Annotated in this window: 19 protein-coding genes and 1 tRNA gene; 8 read left to right on the forward strand and 12 right to left on the reverse strand. The window is 44.6% G+C overall.

What is annotated here, in order from left to right; genetic code table 11:
• The first annotated feature begins 48 nt into the window (after window positions 1–48).
• The 3 genes from sucD (at window position 49) to IEW69_RS07705 (ending at window position 1,823) form a co-directional block, all read left to right on the forward strand.
• On the forward strand, window positions 49–921 hold the full coding sequence (sucD, locus tag IEW69_RS07695) for a succinate--CoA ligase subunit alpha (RefSeq protein ID WP_188626253.1): 873 nt from the start codon (window positions 49–51) through the stop codon (window positions 919–921).
• 131 nt (window positions 922–1,052) lie between these two features.
• On the forward strand, window positions 1,053–1,550 hold the full coding sequence (locus tag IEW69_RS07700) for a methionine-R-sulfoxide reductase (protein WP_188626254.1): 498 nt from the start codon (window positions 1,053–1,055) through the stop codon (window positions 1,548–1,550).
• Window positions 1,551–1,738: 188 nt separating this feature from the next.
• A tRNA-Ser gene (locus IEW69_RS07705) sits at window positions 1,739–1,823 on the forward strand.
• A 91-nt stretch (window positions 1,824–1,914) separates the two neighbouring features.
• On the opposite strand, the gene IEW69_RS07710 is transcribed toward IEW69_RS07705, so the two are convergent.
• Window positions 1,915–2,562: a DUF1349 domain-containing protein gene (locus IEW69_RS07710; protein WP_188626255.1), complete on the reverse strand. Its 648-nt coding sequence runs from the start codon at window positions 2,560–2,562 to the stop codon at window positions 1,915–1,917.
• A gap of 104 nt (window positions 2,563–2,666) precedes the next feature.
• Between IEW69_RS07710 and IEW69_RS07715 the strand changes: the two genes are divergently transcribed.
• Complete coding sequence (locus IEW69_RS07715; RefSeq protein WP_188626256.1) at window positions 2,667–3,428, forward strand: response regulator transcription factor; 762 nt, start codon at window positions 2,667–2,669, stop codon at window positions 3,426–3,428.
• 58 nt (window positions 3,429–3,486) lie between these two features.
• Here IEW69_RS07715 and IEW69_RS07720 read toward each other — a convergent pair whose 3' ends face one another.
• Window positions 3,487–4,269, reverse strand: coding sequence for a helix-turn-helix domain-containing protein (locus IEW69_RS07720; protein ID WP_229663554.1), 783 nt, complete (start codon window positions 4,267–4,269; stop codon window positions 3,487–3,489).
• Between the two features lie 282 nt (window positions 4,270–4,551).
• Here IEW69_RS07720 and IEW69_RS07725 point away from each other — a divergent pair, with 282 nt between their 5' ends.
• Window positions 4,552–5,391 (forward strand): MBL fold metallo-hydrolase, encoded by an 840-nt coding sequence (locus IEW69_RS07725; protein ID WP_188626257.1) that lies wholly within the window; start codon window positions 4,552–4,554, stop codon window positions 5,389–5,391.
• 66 nt (window positions 5,392–5,457) lie between these two features.
• On the opposite strand, the gene IEW69_RS07730 is transcribed toward IEW69_RS07725, so the two are convergent.
• The 3 genes from IEW69_RS07730 to IEW69_RS16910 all read right to left on the reverse strand — a co-directional run bounded on the left by IEW69_RS07730 (window position 5,458) and on the right by IEW69_RS16910 (window position 8,209).
• Window positions 5,458–5,952: an SRPBCC family protein gene (locus tag IEW69_RS07730; protein WP_188626258.1), complete on the reverse strand. Its 495-nt coding sequence runs from the start codon at window positions 5,950–5,952 to the stop codon at window positions 5,458–5,460.
• Window positions 5,953–6,033: 81 nt separating this feature from the next.
• Window positions 6,034–7,470 (reverse strand): S41 family peptidase, encoded by a 1,437-nt coding sequence (locus IEW69_RS07735; RefSeq protein ID WP_188626259.1) that lies wholly within the window; start codon window positions 7,468–7,470, stop codon window positions 6,034–6,036.
• A 250-nt stretch (window positions 7,471–7,720) separates the two neighbouring features.
• Window positions 7,721–8,209, reverse strand: coding sequence for a helix-turn-helix domain-containing protein (locus IEW69_RS16910; RefSeq protein WP_229663555.1), 489 nt, complete (start codon window positions 8,207–8,209; stop codon window positions 7,721–7,723).
• An 87-nt stretch (window positions 8,210–8,296) separates the two neighbouring features.
• On the opposite strand from IEW69_RS16910, the gene IEW69_RS16915 reads away from it, so the two are divergent.
• A complete protein-coding gene (locus IEW69_RS16915; protein ID WP_229663556.1) occupies window positions 8,297–8,542 on the forward strand; it encodes a hypothetical protein in 246 nt (81 codons plus the stop codon).
• A 17-nt stretch (window positions 8,543–8,559) separates the two neighbouring features.
• Here IEW69_RS16915 and IEW69_RS07745 read toward each other — a convergent pair whose 3' ends face one another.
• The 6 genes from IEW69_RS07745 to IEW69_RS07770 all read right to left on the reverse strand — a co-directional run bounded on the left by IEW69_RS07745 (window position 8,560) and on the right by IEW69_RS07770 (window position 11,866).
• Complete coding sequence (locus tag IEW69_RS07745) at window positions 8,560–9,339, reverse strand: SDR family NAD(P)-dependent oxidoreductase (RefSeq protein ID WP_188626260.1); 780 nt, start codon at window positions 9,337–9,339, stop codon at window positions 8,560–8,562.
• A gap of 124 nt (window positions 9,340–9,463) precedes the next feature.
• Entirely contained in the window at window positions 9,464–9,853 is a 390-nt protein-coding gene (locus IEW69_RS07750; protein WP_188626261.1) for a RidA family protein, read from the reverse strand.
• Window positions 9,854–9,968: 115 nt separating this feature from the next.
• Window positions 9,969–10,532 (reverse strand): Crp/Fnr family transcriptional regulator, encoded by a 564-nt coding sequence (locus IEW69_RS07755; protein WP_188626262.1) that lies wholly within the window; start codon window positions 10,530–10,532, stop codon window positions 9,969–9,971.
• A 129-nt stretch (window positions 10,533–10,661) separates the two neighbouring features.
• Entirely contained in the window at window positions 10,662–10,829 is a 168-nt protein-coding gene (locus IEW69_RS07760; protein WP_188626263.1) for a hypothetical protein, read from the reverse strand.
• A gap of 104 nt (window positions 10,830–10,933) precedes the next feature.
• On the reverse strand, window positions 10,934–11,386 hold the full coding sequence (locus tag IEW69_RS07765; RefSeq protein ID WP_188626264.1) for an SRPBCC family protein: 453 nt from the start codon (window positions 11,384–11,386) through the stop codon (window positions 10,934–10,936).
• A 90-nt stretch (window positions 11,387–11,476) separates the two neighbouring features.
• Entirely contained in the window at window positions 11,477–11,866 is a 390-nt protein-coding gene (locus IEW69_RS07770; protein WP_188626265.1) for a DoxX family protein, read from the reverse strand.
• Between the two features lie 146 nt (window positions 11,867–12,012).
• Between IEW69_RS07770 and IEW69_RS07775 the strand changes: the two genes are divergently transcribed.
• A complete protein-coding gene (locus tag IEW69_RS07775) occupies window positions 12,013–12,987 on the forward strand; it encodes a GlxA family transcriptional regulator (RefSeq protein ID WP_188626266.1) in 975 nt (324 codons plus the stop codon).
• 48 nt (window positions 12,988–13,035) lie between these two features.
• On the opposite strand, the gene IEW69_RS07780 is transcribed toward IEW69_RS07775, so the two are convergent.
• Window positions 13,036–13,935 carry an EamA family transporter gene (locus IEW69_RS07780; protein ID WP_188626267.1) on the reverse strand — a complete coding sequence of 300 codons (900 nt, stop codon included), beginning with the start codon at window positions 13,933–13,935 and terminating at the stop codon, window positions 13,036–13,038.
• A 131-nt stretch (window positions 13,936–14,066) separates the two neighbouring features.
• Here IEW69_RS07780 and IEW69_RS07785 point away from each other — a divergent pair, with 131 nt between their 5' ends.
• The gene (locus IEW69_RS07785) at window positions 14,067–15,134 is read left to right on the forward strand and encodes an AI-2E family transporter (RefSeq protein ID WP_188626268.1); all 1,068 of its coding nucleotides are present in this window, start codon (window positions 14,067–14,069) and stop codon (window positions 15,132–15,134) included.
• The last annotated feature ends 112 nt before the right edge of the window (window positions 15,135–15,246 follow it).

The following is a 15,246-nucleotide window of genomic DNA, read 5'->3' on the forward strand; positions in this document are numbered from 1 at the left end:
ACATTCCATCTCAATTAACTTAGATTTGCCAATAAAAAAAATAGATACATGAGTGTTTTAGTAAATAAGGATTCAAAAGTTATAGTTCAGGGTTTTACCGGAAATGAAGGTACTTATCATGCTTCTCAGATGATAGAATACGGAACTGACGTTGTTGGCGGGGTAACACCTGGTAAAGGCGGACAAACTCACTTAGACAGGCCAGTTTTTAACACGGTTAAAGATGCTGTTGATCAGGCTGGTGCTAATGTATCAATCATTTTTGTACCTCCTGCATTTGCGGCTGATGCAATTATGGAAGCTGCAGAAGCTGGTATTAAAGTTATCGTTTGTATTACTGAAGGTATCCCTACAAAGGATATGATTCAGGTGAAAGAATATATTTCTGGCAAGGATTGCCGTTTAATCGGTCCGAACTGTCCAGGTATCATTACCGCTGATGAGGCTAAAATTGGTATTATGCCAGGTTTTATCTTCAAAAGAGGTACAGTAGGTGTGGTTTCAAAATCAGGAACTTTAACTTACGAAGCGGTTGATCAGGTTGTTAAAGCTGGATTAGGTATTACTACTGCTATCGGTATTGGTGGTGACCCGATCATCGGAACAACAACTAAAGAAGCTGTTGAATTGTTAATGAACGACCCTGAAACTGAAGGTATCATCATGATTGGTGAGATCGGGGGTGGTATGGAAGCTGAAGCAGCGCGTTGGATCAAAGAAAACGGTACGAAGCCGGTTGTTGGTTTCATCGCTGGTCAGACTGCTCCTGCAGGTCGTAGAATGGGTCACGCAGGTGCTATTGTTGGTGGTGCAGAAGATACTGCTGCTGCTAAAATGGCGATCATGGCAGAATGTGGTATCCGCGTAGTGGAAAGCCCTGCTGAGATCGGTGCTGCAATGGCTGAATTATTGAAAAAATAGAAAGATCTTCTTGCATAGTATGAACGAGATTTGCTTATGCAGGTCTCGTTTCTTGTTTTAAGGGGTTTTATATTGACATTCTGATTACGAGGCACTAATCCATGGCACGTTTTTGCTTCGTATATTTATATATGAAATCTACCTTGAAAAAATTATTGTTTACACTAGCAGGTTTTCTAATGCTGAGCAGCATTACCGCCTGCGCGCAGAAGCAGCCGAAGGCGGCAACTGTACCAACAACCACAACTAAAAAAGATATGAGTAACTGGAATAAATTAACCAAAGAAGAAGAGGCTGTAATTGTGCATAAAGGCACGGAGTATCCGGGTACCGGAGATTTGTTGAACAACAAGGACAAGGGTACGTATACTTGTAAAAGGTGTAATGCGCCTTTGTATCGTTCTGAAACGAAGTTTGAGTCATACTGTGGCTGGCCAAGTTTTGATGACGAGATTGCTGGTGCGGTGAAGCGCATTCCGGATGCAGATGGATCAAGAACGGAGATCGTTTGTGCTGCCTGTGGCGGTCACCTGGGTCACGTGTTTCTTGGAGAAGGTTTTACCGCTAAGGATACCAGACACTGTGTGAATTCGGTATCGATGAACTTCGTTCCGGACGCTAAAGGATAATTTAGAGTCGCTGTTAAGGCTGTATAAAGCATAAATGGATGGGAGAAATAAGATTCTCCAGTCTGTTTATGCTTTTTTTGTTTTTAGAAGTGGCTGGTTTTCTTGATGATGTGTTTCGAAGGAAATTTTTTTGCAAGGATTGGCAGGAGAGGGTTTGCAGTTTCGGCGCCGATTTGTATTTTTGCGGCGGAGAGTTGGCAGAGTGGTCGATTGCGGCAGTCTTGAAAACTGTTGAGTGTAATAGCTCCGGGGGTTCGAATCCCTCACTCTCCGCATAGTAGATATAGAAAAACCGCTTAAGTGATATGCTTAAGCGGTTTTTTTGTAGTTGATTTCCGCGTTAGCCGGTTAAGTATTCTATCTCTTATTGATGGCTCTTAAGCCATTCCAGTCGACGCTGATCTGGTAGATGCTTAACCGAAAAGCTTTCGAATTTCGCCTGAAAGCCATCCCCATCGGGGCAGGCTGCCATTAAGCCAACCATTACCGGCGCATTATCCTGCAATGGTGCGTTACGTGTCATGATGTAGGTTTTATCATCTAAAGAGTAGAACACTTCTAAAGCATCCAACCTGCGTACAATTTTAATCCAAATGAAAGGTGGTGTCTTTTCCAGGGGCGTGACACTCCAATCGCTCTTCTTGTGGGTTACAACCGTGCTCACATTGAATTTGCCATCTACAAATTCAACTCCAGCTTTGATGTAGTTCTCGTGGTCGGTTCGAACCATAAGGCCCATCTGGTCAAAACGAGCTTTATAGTCGCCAATCAACTTAACTTTCGCTTCAAACTCACCACCATAGGTCGCGTAATAGAAAGGCGCATCATCAACAGTAAAGCCGTAGTGGGAAATTCTCCAGTAGTCGCTTTTTGGTGTTACCTGCATAATCAAGCTGTTGTTGGTTGTCTTCCATTGCGCCGGTTCATTGTACCATTGCATTTTCTCCAGACTTTGAGCAAACATGGTATTTGCCGTTAACAGTATGCTTGATATTAAAAGTAGTTTTTTCATGGTCTTTATTATTGTTTTCAATGGTTGAAATCCATTCAACTTTGTAAGTTCGCAAAGTTATGATCTGTTGGAACGGAATCAATGGCCAAAAATAACCACTAGTAATGAACAAGAACCGCGATTTGCTTAACAGCAGTTTACTGACGCAGTCCTTTGATGCGGACTTATCTAGGGAGGATCAGTTGGAAGATGCTAAGCGCATTGCCCGGCAATATTCAAGATTGGAAAATAGCATAAGTATCCTTAGCGATATGAACGCCGGAAGAAGTTACATCTACTATAGCAAGTTCGCTCAGGAGTTTGGTTTCAGCGCTGAGGAAGCGGTTATAGATTCCATCTGGGAAGATGAACTATTGCGCATGATACATCCAGAAGATCTTCAAAGAAAGTACAGGATTGAACTGCAGTTTTTTTCTTTACTGAAAACAATTCCCAAAGAGGAGCGGATGAATTACGAGGTGATTACGAAGCTCAGCGCTCAGCCGCCAAATGGAGAGACAATCCAATTGCAGCACCGGTTATTATATATCAACAGCACAGTGCAATCCTGTGTCTGGCTGGCGCTTTGTCTTTATAAAAAGATCCACAGCCACCCGATATTTAATACCCCTGAAGCTGTAATTATTAACAAAAGCACGGGGGAGGTTATTGATTGTAACCAGCTCTGGTTTAAAGATTTATTATCATCCCGCGAGAAAGAGATTTTGAACTTAATGAAGCATGGTTATAGAAGTAAGGAGATATCAGGGAAGCTCTCACTTAGTGTACATACTGTGAATCGTCATCGTCAGAATATTTTTCACAAGCTAAATGTGAACAACGTAATGGAAGCGTGTAGAATCGCCAGTGGAGCAGGCCTGCTCTAGTGAGAAAAGCATAATTATTTGTGAATTGCTTGTCCCAAAGACTGTCAGACAAAGCGCTTTACTGCTTTAACTCACTCAGGAATGCTGAAGTTGTCTGTCCTGTTTGCGCCTTGAAGAAACGCATGAGGTGGTTGGGCTCTGGGAAATGAAGTTCATAAGCGATTTCATTGATCGTTTTATTGGAATACAAAAGCATGTTCTGTATCTCGAAAACCAGCCTTTGCTTTAGTAGTTGGCTGGCTGTGGTATTAAATTGAGCCTTCACTGCTTTATTAAGCGAAATCCTGCTGATGCCCAACAGCTCGGCATAGTCTGCAATTCGCTGTTTATCCTTGATGTGGATCTCCATCAGGTTTTTAAATTGGAAGCCAAAGTTGTGCTGCGTGTTCCTGATTGAAAGCGCGTGCGCATCGGAATACCCTCTATTGAGTGTTTGGAGCAAGTAGTACAACAGCGAACGGATGATGTGTACACTGTCGGATTTACTATTTACCAGTTCTGATTTGATTTCCCTTAGCAAGCTGCAATATTTGTCCATCTCGACTTCATCAATATTCATCTTCAAAGGATGCTGCAATTGGTAGAAGTACAACAGGCGGTAGGTGAATAGCTTGTCGGCGAAGAATTCGTTTAAAAATGCCTCTTGAAAGATGAGGCTTGTGACCTGAAGGTGGTCTGCTGCTAAGTTCAACTTCCGATTTTGATATGGGGAGATAAAGACTACCGCACCATCATCTATGTTAATGTGCTGATGATTTAGGCTAAGGGTACCCCGACCTTTCTTGAAAAACAGAATCTCAAAGTAGTCTGCATTGAAGGTGCCGCCCTCTAGGTAGTCCAACTCTTTTTCTGTCAGTACATTCAACAGAAAATCGACACCGCATTCGGTCTTATGGAATTTGATTGTGTTCAGTTTAGTAGGTTTTAGTTGCGCAATTTACTGAAGATTATTGATTTAAGGGGTAGCGCCAATTGTGTCCATAATCTGCAGTTATCAAAATGGTAGTATTGCGTTTACTTTTGATAGGCTAAGCGTGGGTGAGTCTTAGGACCTTTGTATTCAACATCACCGCAGTAAAACAGCACATGGAGTTCGGTGATGAAATTCGAAACAAGTAAATTTATGAGAAAATTAATTTTATTCCTGGCATTGCTAGTACCTGCCACGATAACCTTTGCACAGCGTAACATGTCCAATAAGCCAAGCATTCAACTAATTAGAAATGCAACATTAGTCATTGAATACAATGGAAAGAAGATTCTAGTAGATCCAATGTTGTCTCCTAAAGGGGCAATTGAATCCTGGGCTGGTATTGAGACAAATCCTACAGTGGAGTTGAAAATGCCGGTTAAGGACATTGTTGATAATTTGGACCTGGTCATTGTGACACATACACATGATGACCACTTCGACAAGGCCGCTAGTAAAATGCTGGACAAGTCTATAGCGTTACTTCATCAACCAGCAGACGTTGAATTCTTCAAAAAGGAAGCCTTTACAAATGCGGAAGCCTTGCAGGATCATAAAGTCTGGAATGGCATTGATATCCACAGGATTGATGCTGAGCATGGGAGTGGTGAAGTACTGAAGATGATGGGTAAGACCTCTGGCTTTGTGTTACAGGCTAAAAATCAGCCAACTGTTTACATAGTTGGGGATGCCATCTGGACGGAAGCAATAAAAGCGAACATCAAGAAATTTAAACCAGATTACATCATTGTGAATTCTGGGGGTGCTTTGATCAAAGGTTTTGAAAACTCGCCAATTATTATGGACGAAGCGCAGACCATGGAGCTTATTGCCGAAAGTGGCAAGGCTAAGGTGATTGCGGTGCACATGGATGCTTTAGATCACTGCAGAACGACCAGAAAATCTTTAAGCGAGAAGGCTGCTGAATTAAACATCGGAAAAGATAAGCTCATCATCCCGCAGGATGGAGAAGTTGTAAATCTGATCCGCTAAGGGGGTACGGCAACAAGTAAATAGGACATGCTGGTACACTGTTAAATGGTGTACCAGCATGTTCTTTTAATGAGAGTGGGTGCTCAGCAAGTTGTCCAGGTTATCAATGCTCATTTTGAAGCCTTGCTCAAACCCCATTTCAATCATCTTTTCTAAGCGTTCAAGTGATTCATTGTAAATCGTGATCGTCACTTTAGTAATGCCGTTTTCTTCACTGAAACTATAGTCCCACTCAGAACCTGGTCGCTCAGCGTTTCCGTTCTCGTCGGCAAACGAATTGTACATCTTAAAGTTGGTCTTCGGCGAAATGGATAAATATTCCTGCACGGACCATCGCTCTTGGCCCTCGGGGCTGACCATCGCATAGAATCTTCTACCACCGACTTTAAAGTCCATATACTTTGTCTTGGCGGACCAGGGTTTAGGTGCAACCCATTGATCCAGGAGTTCCGCCTTCGTGAATGCGTCCCAAACCAGTGCGCGTGCGGCATCAAATTCGCGGGTGATTACTGCCGTTTTCGTTGCTTTGTCAACGGTGAAAGTAAAGTTCAGATTGTTCATGTTCTAGTATTTTTAGTTTTGATAACACGGTGTCGTTTGGTGGAAACATGCTCAGATGTGTATCAGGTAATTGGGTGCTTGTCAGAAATCCTTCTTGATATGTTCAATCCACATGGCACGTGGTAAATCCCTCAAGTCATTTTCCGGTATAAAGCCGGTAATATTGGTTGGGTTGCTGTCGGTCCAGGTTGCTTTACGGTCCGGGATCTGCAAATAGAAGTCTTTGAAGGGTAGGGTAGTCTCTTGTGACACACCCATGTAATCCATCATACCCAAGGTGCGTTCACCATACCGTTTCACTTTGCTGCTTTGCTGAGAGATGTAAAAGAAATACTCGGTTGAACTTCCGCCAAGGTCGTCGAAGATCAAGGCGATCTTTTCAGGCGTGCTTAATACCGCATCCGAATACAAGGTAAGTGATGGAAGTGCATAGAATGTGTTCCTGGACTTGGGAATTTCTTCATACGCTTTTCTGTACGCTGCAAGGATTTCCGAAGTATAGGATTGTTTCCACCTGGGGTCTTCGGTGGGCTTCTCGTACATGGCCTTGATCGCGGGCAGGCTGGATTTAACATTCTCCGCCGATAAGCGGATGTGAGAATGGCCCTGCTTGATGGGTTGCGTATAGAAGTATGGAAGGAGGTAGCTCCAACCGGAGTTGCCACCGCCGTTCCCTCTTAAATCTACGATGAGGTTTTTTGTAGCCCTGATCAGGGAGTCATTCTTTTGAATGAGCGCTTTGATCTTATCATCGCGGTTGAACGACCCTATGGTCAACAGGACATTATTCTGATCCAGCTTTCGCAGGTCTAGTCCAAAATTGTAGTTCTTCCATGTGGATAGGGTATAACGATCTTCCGCGGTCATTTTCGAAGGATATATCTTGCCCCAGAGTTCGAAGTTCCAAATGTAAAGCAAGCCGTCGCGTACCCGGACGGGGAAATCAGGCGTTAGCCAATCATATCGATCGAAGATAAATCCGTTCTTACCTTTCGTAAAGGTGTAGTAGATCAGTCCGGGTTTGAGCTTTGTGTCCTTACTTTCGAGGATGACCGCTTGGTATTTCAGGGGATCAACTTTATAGACGGCAAGCTTCATCGAGGAATCCGGATTGATCCAGATGCCTTCAATGGAATCTCTTTGTTTACCAGCAAAGCTGGAACGAAAGGCCTGTTCCGTTAACGGATGATACTTGAAAGTGGTTGTGTCATTATTTGAATATTCAATGTCAAAATGTTTGTCATTGAAGAAGATCACATATTCTTTAAGCACCTGAAAGCACTTTTGTGGATCGTCAGACTTTGCAGCGTTATTCCTTAAGCGCTTCACCATTCTTTGATATTCGGGAAGTCGCTTTTTAGTAATCATGTCTGGATATCCAGCGTAGTTGAGTTCAGTTTTCTTGATGGTGGTATCCAGATTAGCGATGCAATTACATTGCACCTGCGCCACGAGCCTGTGGGAGAACAATGAAAGACAAAGCACCAGGCCCAGTCTTAATACAGCTAATTTTATCATTCAGATTTGAATTGAATCCTGTTTAATGAATTTAGTAAAATTTTGATGTACTCACCTGGGATTTCAAAACAATAATTGTTAACTCCTTTTATTAAATAGGCTGATCTTCAAGAGCTAATGAGATTTCATGGTGTGAGGGCTGCGGTAACAACTAGAAGAATGACATGGATGTTCGCTATTGAAAATTCTGTACAGGTGGTCTTAATTTATCAAGACTTTTCACCTCTATCTACGATCGTTCGCTACAGCGCTAATTAAAAGCCTGTCTGAATGCAACGGGTGTAAGGCTAGTTTTGGTTTTGAATAACCTGCTGAAAGATTGAGGATGTTCGAAGCCCAGTTGATAAGCCACCTCGCTGACTGTCATGCTCGTGGTTGATAAGAGTTCTTTGGATTTGTCGATAAGCTTTTTATGGATATGCTGCTGCGCACTAAGTCCAGTTAGCGTGCGCAGCATATCGCTCAAATAGTTTGGTGAAAAGTTGAGCTGCTCGGCGAGGAAATGTACGGAGGGCATACCCATGCTGGCGAGCTTATCTTCTTCAAAATAGGTGTTCAGCAGTTCTTCGATCTGTTGAAGCAGGTTATTGCTGACCACCTGCCTGGTGAGGAACTGGCGCTTATAAAATCGCTTGGCATAACTCAGCAGCAATTCAATCTGTGCAATCACCACTTCATGGCTGAATTCGTCTATCCGGCTATTCAGCTCCTGACCAATGATGTTATAAATGGAAAGCATGGTTGATTTTTCTTCCTCAGAAAGATGGAGAGATTCACTGATGGCGTAGGAAAAGAAGCCATAGGTGTTTATTCTTTTAGCTAAAGCATGACCCTGAAGGAAATCGGGATGGATGATGAGCGCAAAGCCCTTATGATCTTTGTACGCCTGCGAATTGCCGATGAGCTGGTTTGGTGCGGTGAATACCAGGCTACCTTCATCAAAATCGTAGTAATCCTGACCATATTTGAACTGCCCGGACTTTACTGTCGCGAAGGAGATCTTGTAAAAACCGGATACGTAGCTTACAGGAAGCTGGTTCAGGTTAACAGTGTCCTTAGTCGAGTCCAGTAAACTACGAACTTAATTGTTTACCATTGAAGCTGTCCCTCTGGGCCTGTGAAAGTCAAACTTGGTCCGTCGATGTCCAGCGCAACACGTACCGGCTCGCGGGAGCCGACCTCAAGGCTGTCCGTACCCTGAAAGTTGTTCAGCGCTGTAGCTGTGAATCCGGGGCTAACGGCGTTGACTTTGATATTGTCTTTCTCCAGTTCCAGCGCAAAAGCCATGGTCACGGCGTTCATTGCGGTTTTAGATGCGCCATAAACGATGTCGAAGTGTTCGCGTGCCCAGGTGTTTGGATCGGCGATCCAGGATAGTGAGGCCAATCCGCTGGATACGTTTACAATCCTTGCCGCCGGGGCTTTTCTGAGTAGCGGGATCATGGCTTGCGTAACGGCCACGACGCCGAATACATTGGTTTCCCAGACCGTTCGGATTTCGTCTAGTGATGCGACGCTGGCGCGATTTGCTTGCATGGCATCTTCGAGCGATCTACCCACAGTCACCTTGCCGCTGTGTGAAATGCCGGCGTTGTTCACGAGCAGGCCTAAACGGCCATGTTCTTGTTCAATGTGCGCTGCAGTGGCAGTAATGGTAGCTTGGTCTGTAACATCAAGTTGAATTGCATGGGCATTGTTGCCAATTTCCGCTGCGGCTTTTTCTCCGTTGCTGAGGTTCCTGGAGCCAACGTACACCGTATAGCCGTTTTCTCCAAGTGCTTTTGCGATTTGAAAGCCTACACCCTGATTTGCGCCGGTTACCAGTGCAATCAGTTGCTTGTTTGCTGATGATTGATTTGTGTTTTCCATAATGTGCTTTGATTTGATATTCAAATTTGCGCATTCATTAGGCTCGGCGATTAACCGGATCAAGGAGATTTGTAACCGAATCGCATGCAGTCGTTTGTTGACGCGATTCGGTTGTTTTAAGATCCTATTTCACAACTGTAGCTTCTAGTTCTACCTTAAGGGTTTCGAACAGGGTCTTTACTTCCATGAAAGTTGCTGCTGACTGGATGTCATTTTTCTCGATCCAGTCGCCGAATTCGTTGAAGCAGGGCATGAATTCTTCGTGTGATGTGGTGTAAATCGTTAAGCGTACGATGTTCTTCGTTTCGTATCCAGCTTCGTGGATGACCTGCTCCAGGTTTTTGATCGCGAGTTGTAACTGCGTAGACATATCCGCTGCACTTGATGTTCCGTCTTCATGCACGGCCGCCTGGCCAGCGCAGTAGAGCGTGCTCTGAATTGCTTTTACTTCCACGGCTTGAACGTAGTGACGTTCGTCTTGCCAGGTCCAGGGATTGATGATTCGTTTTTCCATATGCTTTGTGGTTTAATCAGGTCATGTGAAATACATTGACCATTGGTCCAAAGGTCTGGAAACGGTGCATGGGATGCCTGTGACTAAAGGCACGATTTTGCTGTGACCTAAGTCACTACCGTGCAAGCCGGCTCAGTGTTTCCCGGGATACGCCAAGATATGCGGCCAGCTGTGTTTTCGGTACGCGCTGCAGCAAGGCTGGGTACTGTTTAGCGAGATGCTCATAGCGCGCTTTAGCGCTTGTGGTGAGTAGGGAAAGGATTCGGCGCTGTGCTGCAAGAAAACCATACGTATACTTCTCGAGAAGGAAATGGTCTATTTTGGGGAATGCGGAACGGAGTGCATGGTGGTTTTCGAGGGAAAGGCACAGCACTTCCGTGTTTTCGAGACATTCTAAAGAAAGGGTCGCATCAGTCTGGGTATAGTAAGCATGAAAATCCGTGTCCCACCAGTCTTCCATTGCGAAAGCCAGGATGTGCTGCTTCATGTTGTCATCGGTGTACACCAGCTTCAGTAATCCGGAAATGACATAGTAGTTATAGCGTACCTTTTCGCCTGGCTGCACAAGAAACTGGTGTTTTTTGAATGTTTTGACAGTGAAGTATTGGCTTATGGATTCGAATTCATCGTCGGTTAAGGTTATTACTTTTTCGAGGTGTTTCCTGAAGTTTGGGTGCATTTAGGTGGACTTGAAAAATTATTATATGTAATAACGATTCAACACAAAGCGAGTTTAGCCATATTTAGTCTCCAACTTATGCTGTTTGGTTTCGTGATGATACGAAGATCGTCATTGTAAATGCTGTTGCTATTTCTTCCTTTGACCCGGTGCGAATGGCTTGGCTGATTTGGCTCCGACTCTTTTCTTTGCTTGTCCGGGAGGTACTTTACCGCTATTCCCCGCTGTTCTGGTTGTATAGCATGAGCTGGTCACCATAAGTGTTGCTAGTGCAAATATTAGGTATATCTTTTTCATTTCTTGCAATGGTTTATTGCTAAAGATACGGTTAAAAAGGTTTACCGTGTTAAAGGTCCTTTCTGACCTATGGAAAGAGCTCCTCCAAATTGAATAACCGTGCTTTATGGAGCATCGGGTATTTCTGGTTCAACAAGCCGCTTTAGTTTATCCAGGCATTCCTGCCAGCCGATATAGCACATTTCTGGAGGGATGACCTCTGGAATACCTGACTGTTCGATTTTGAGGTCTGTTCCGGCTGATACCGCATGAATGGAGATTGTCGTTGTCATCTCCCCCGGTAGGTTGGGGTCATCAAACTTATCCGAGTACCTGATGAATTCGTCAGTTCTAATCTCCTGAAATGTGCCGCCAAAGGATTGTGCTGTGCCCGTTGTGAAATTTACAAATGACATCTTGAACTGTCCACCTTCCCTGAAATCCATTTCATGGACCTGGCACAAAAAGCCATAGGGCGGATTCCAGCTGGCCATTGCCAAAGGATCAGAAAATGCACGAAATACTTTCTTAGGACTTGTCTGAAGGACACGATGTAGCTTTACGGTGTTCGTTTTCATAATGTTGTAATTTATGGATAGGGTTAATTGCGTTTGTATGCGTTTCCCAGCCTGTTTAAAGGCTCGAAATAATCGAAATGCCTTATTGAATTACACGAAGGCTACCGTGCGTGAACCTTGAATCTTGCGGCTATAGATGTACGATACGGACAGGATCGCCAGAAAGACCAGCGGCATGATCATAAAGCCAACATTCTGATCTACGCAGGCATGACTGATAAAAGCAAAGATGAGGTTGAAGGTTACGCCGGCATAAGCCCATTCTTTTAGCACTGCCGGCGTATGCGGGAAAGCGATCGCGAACACGCCCATGATCTTACAAATCATCAGCGCATAGGCGAAATAATCAGGATAGCCTAGCGCCTTTGTACCTACGTTGAAGTACTCAGGTGCAAATAGGAGTGTGCCAAGCGGCATCAGGCCTTCCCATAAAACCAGTATGAGTGTCGCTGTCCAAAAAATCATCTTATTCTTCTTCATGTTCCATGTTGTTTGGTTTACATACCAAAGTTGCTTCGATTTGAAAGATTTGGTCTGTTGTGAAAACGACAAATCGGGGGTGGATTACGACAATACAATTGCGTAACTTGATGTAAATTATTCAGGTTGCAAAAAGTATTTAATTTATGCGGATTTCAGTCTTTGTTCCAAGACATGGTGTCATAGAAGCGATCACACCGCCATTCAGAACCTTTAATACAGCTAATGATTTTCTGGCTGCATCTGGCAAGAAGCCTGTTTTTCAGGTTGAGTATGTCGGCTTAACGGAAGCGGTATCTGCCGGCAACGGCGAATACCTGATTAAAACAGACCGGCTGCTGCAGGACGTAGAAGAGACAGACCTGCTGATTATACCACCGACCTTTGGTAATCCCTTGACAGGCATCCAGGAAAATGCAGAAGCAATCCGCTATTTCAAGGCACTCCATAGCAGTGGAAGCAGTCTTGCCAGTCTTTGCGCAGGTGCCTTTTTGCTTGCGGAAACGGGGTTGCTGGATGGGAGGAAGTGTTCTACGCACTGGGCGCATTTCGCAGCCTTTCGGGCGAGATACCCGCAGGTAGAAGTGGAAGACGGCGCCGTCATCACGGAGCATGGCAACATCTACAGTAGCGGGGGCGCCAACAGCTTATGGAATTTACTGCTGTATTTGGTGGAGAAATTCTCCGACCGGGATACCGCTATTATGCTATCGAAGTACTTCGCAATAGATATTGGGAGGGATAGTCAATCCGCATTCGCGATATTTAAAGGGCAGAAGAACCATACGGATCCGGACATCAAGAAAGTTCAGGATTACATAGAAGCAAAATACGATTCCAAACTTGCCGTTGAAGATCTCGCAAATCTGGTGCTTGTGGGCCGACGGACCTTCGAGCGGCGATTTAAGGAAGCTACGAACAACACGCCCCTGGAGTATATACAACGGGTTAGGATAGAGGCGGCAAAGAAATTCTTTGAAGGTTCTCGTAAGAATGTCTCGGATGTGATGTATGATGTGGGATACACGGACAGCAAGGCCTTCCGCGACATCTTCAAGAAGGTTACCGGCCTGACGCCCATAGCGTATCGGAACAAATTTGCCAGGCCAGTATACGCCTAATTTTCGTGCAGCAATCCAGCAAATAACATCCCATTACTAAACAGGTGTCTACTGCTTGCTTCCCTGAAGACTTTTGATGTTCATCAGCACAATTGCAGCTATAATTAGAATTATACCCGCCCACTGCGTTAGGTTTACAGGTTCATTTAAGAGCATATACGCAAACATTACCGATATCGGAAGTTCTACGGAAGCGATGATGGTTCCTAGGCCGATACCCGTATGTGGCATGCCGCTGGTGAAAAGCAGGGGTGGAAGAATGGTGCCGAAAAGCGCAAGGAACACGCCCCAAGGCCAGTATATGCCGAAATTGAAGTTCTCGTATGAGGATGTAGCACCAAAGATCAGAAGAATGATGATTAGTCCGCCTACAAGTAACCACATGCTTCGTTTGATGAAGTGAAGGTTGGTCGCGATGCTGTTGGAAGAATATAGGGAAATGGTGTAAGATAAACCTGCCGCAAAGCCCCACGCAATCCCTTCCCAGTTTAGATCATGCGCTGATGAAAGGATGTTTGTAGCCAGTGCGGTACCAACCAGTACGATGACGGTTGCTACGATCTTACGGGTGGAAGGGAACTTCTTGTCCAGCACCGCCTCCAGTAAAATGCCCATCCAGACGGATTGCATGAGTAGTACAATGCCGACCGACACCGGGATGTATTTTACGGAAAAATAATAGAAGATACTGGTTAGCCCAAGGGATGTACCGCCAATCATCAATTTTAAAATGGAGTTCTTCTGCGTAACTTCCTGTGGTTTTGCGGAGGATTTAAACAGCAACTGCAGGAACAACATCACGGCAAGTCCGATGGAGAACTGAGCGGTTGACACCTGCGCTGTTGTAAATCCTTTAGCGTATGCCAACTTAACCACTGTAGCCAGCGCACCATAGCTTGATGCACCCAGTCCGACTAGCAATGCGCCTTTTAATACATTCTTCTCCATTATAATTCTTGAATTTTGCTGCAAAGAAACTGATTCTAATCTTGGCATCTATCAGCCGGGTGTATAATTCTGCAGCAAACAATCCGGCAACTACCGTCGTTGTAACTGCTGAACCATAATCATCCCTACCCATGATAAAAGATCCGAATTCAAGTCCGGAAGGCCGTACTACAGCATCTTTCAGCAATAAAGTGTGGATCGTAACGGGCATACTTACCTTAACGGTAATCGTAATCTTTGTGCTGAAGGCGGCATTTAGTGTGCTGCTAATTGTGCTTGCCTCTTGCCTGATCGCCGTTTTCTTCCATGGCCTTGGTGATATGATTGAACGGTGGACAAAATTGAAGCATGGGTACTGTGTGCTGATCGGTGCTTTAGTGACCCTGGCGTTTATATCCGGACTGTTCTGGTTTATGGGCAGTACAATACAGGCGCAGATTGCTGAGCTGAACAGCGATTTCCCGGAGATGATCGACAAGGCGAAAGCTTCTTTGAGTCATTCTTTTTTGGGTAACAAAGTTTTAGAGAGTATCTCCGGCCTCGATGATAAGCGGATCATGTCTACCGCACAAGGATTTTTCAACACCAGCTTTGGTGTGATTGGGGATCTTTATATCATCATCTTCCTGGGTATCTTTTTCACGATTGATCCAACAATTTACAAGAACGGCATTATCAAGCTAACGCCGGTATCGGGAAAGCGGGATGCACAGATTGTGATTGATCGCATCAGCGTGGTACTGAAAGGCTGGTTGAAAGGCATGATGCTGGCAATGTTCCTCATCAGTATACTAACGGTCATCGCGCTGACTTTCTTTAAGATTCCCCTTGCACTAACGCTGGCCATTCTTGCTGGTCTGTTGAACTTCATACCGAACTTCGGTCCGCTGATGGCGATGGTCCCGGCGGTGCTAATTGGTTTTACGATTAGCGTGAACATGGCGATCATCATTGCAATCACTTACCTGGTGATACAAACCATCGAGAGTAATGTAGTGACTCCAATGATTCAGAAGAAGATGATCAATCTTCCGCCGGCGCTGACGATTATGAGTCAGGTTTTAATGGGAACCGTGTCCGGCTTCCTGGGTATCTTGCTTGCCACGCCGCTTTTGGCCATCATCATCGTCTTGGTAGACGAGCTTTATATTAAAAAACAGCAGACCCTGGCGCTAAGCAAGGAAGCGGATAACATTTAGGCTACAGATTGCAGCCTTGGGTATTTTAAATTAAATTGGCAAAAATGCATCAAAAGCCAGAAGTGTACGCCTTCATGGTCATTGCTGTGTTCATCGTGAATTCCTATGGCTA

Source organism: Pedobacter quisquiliarum (genome assembly GCF_014642175.1).
In the GTDB taxonomy this organism is placed as follows: domain Bacteria; phylum Bacteroidota; class Bacteroidia; order Sphingobacteriales; family Sphingobacteriaceae; genus Pedobacter; species Pedobacter quisquiliarum.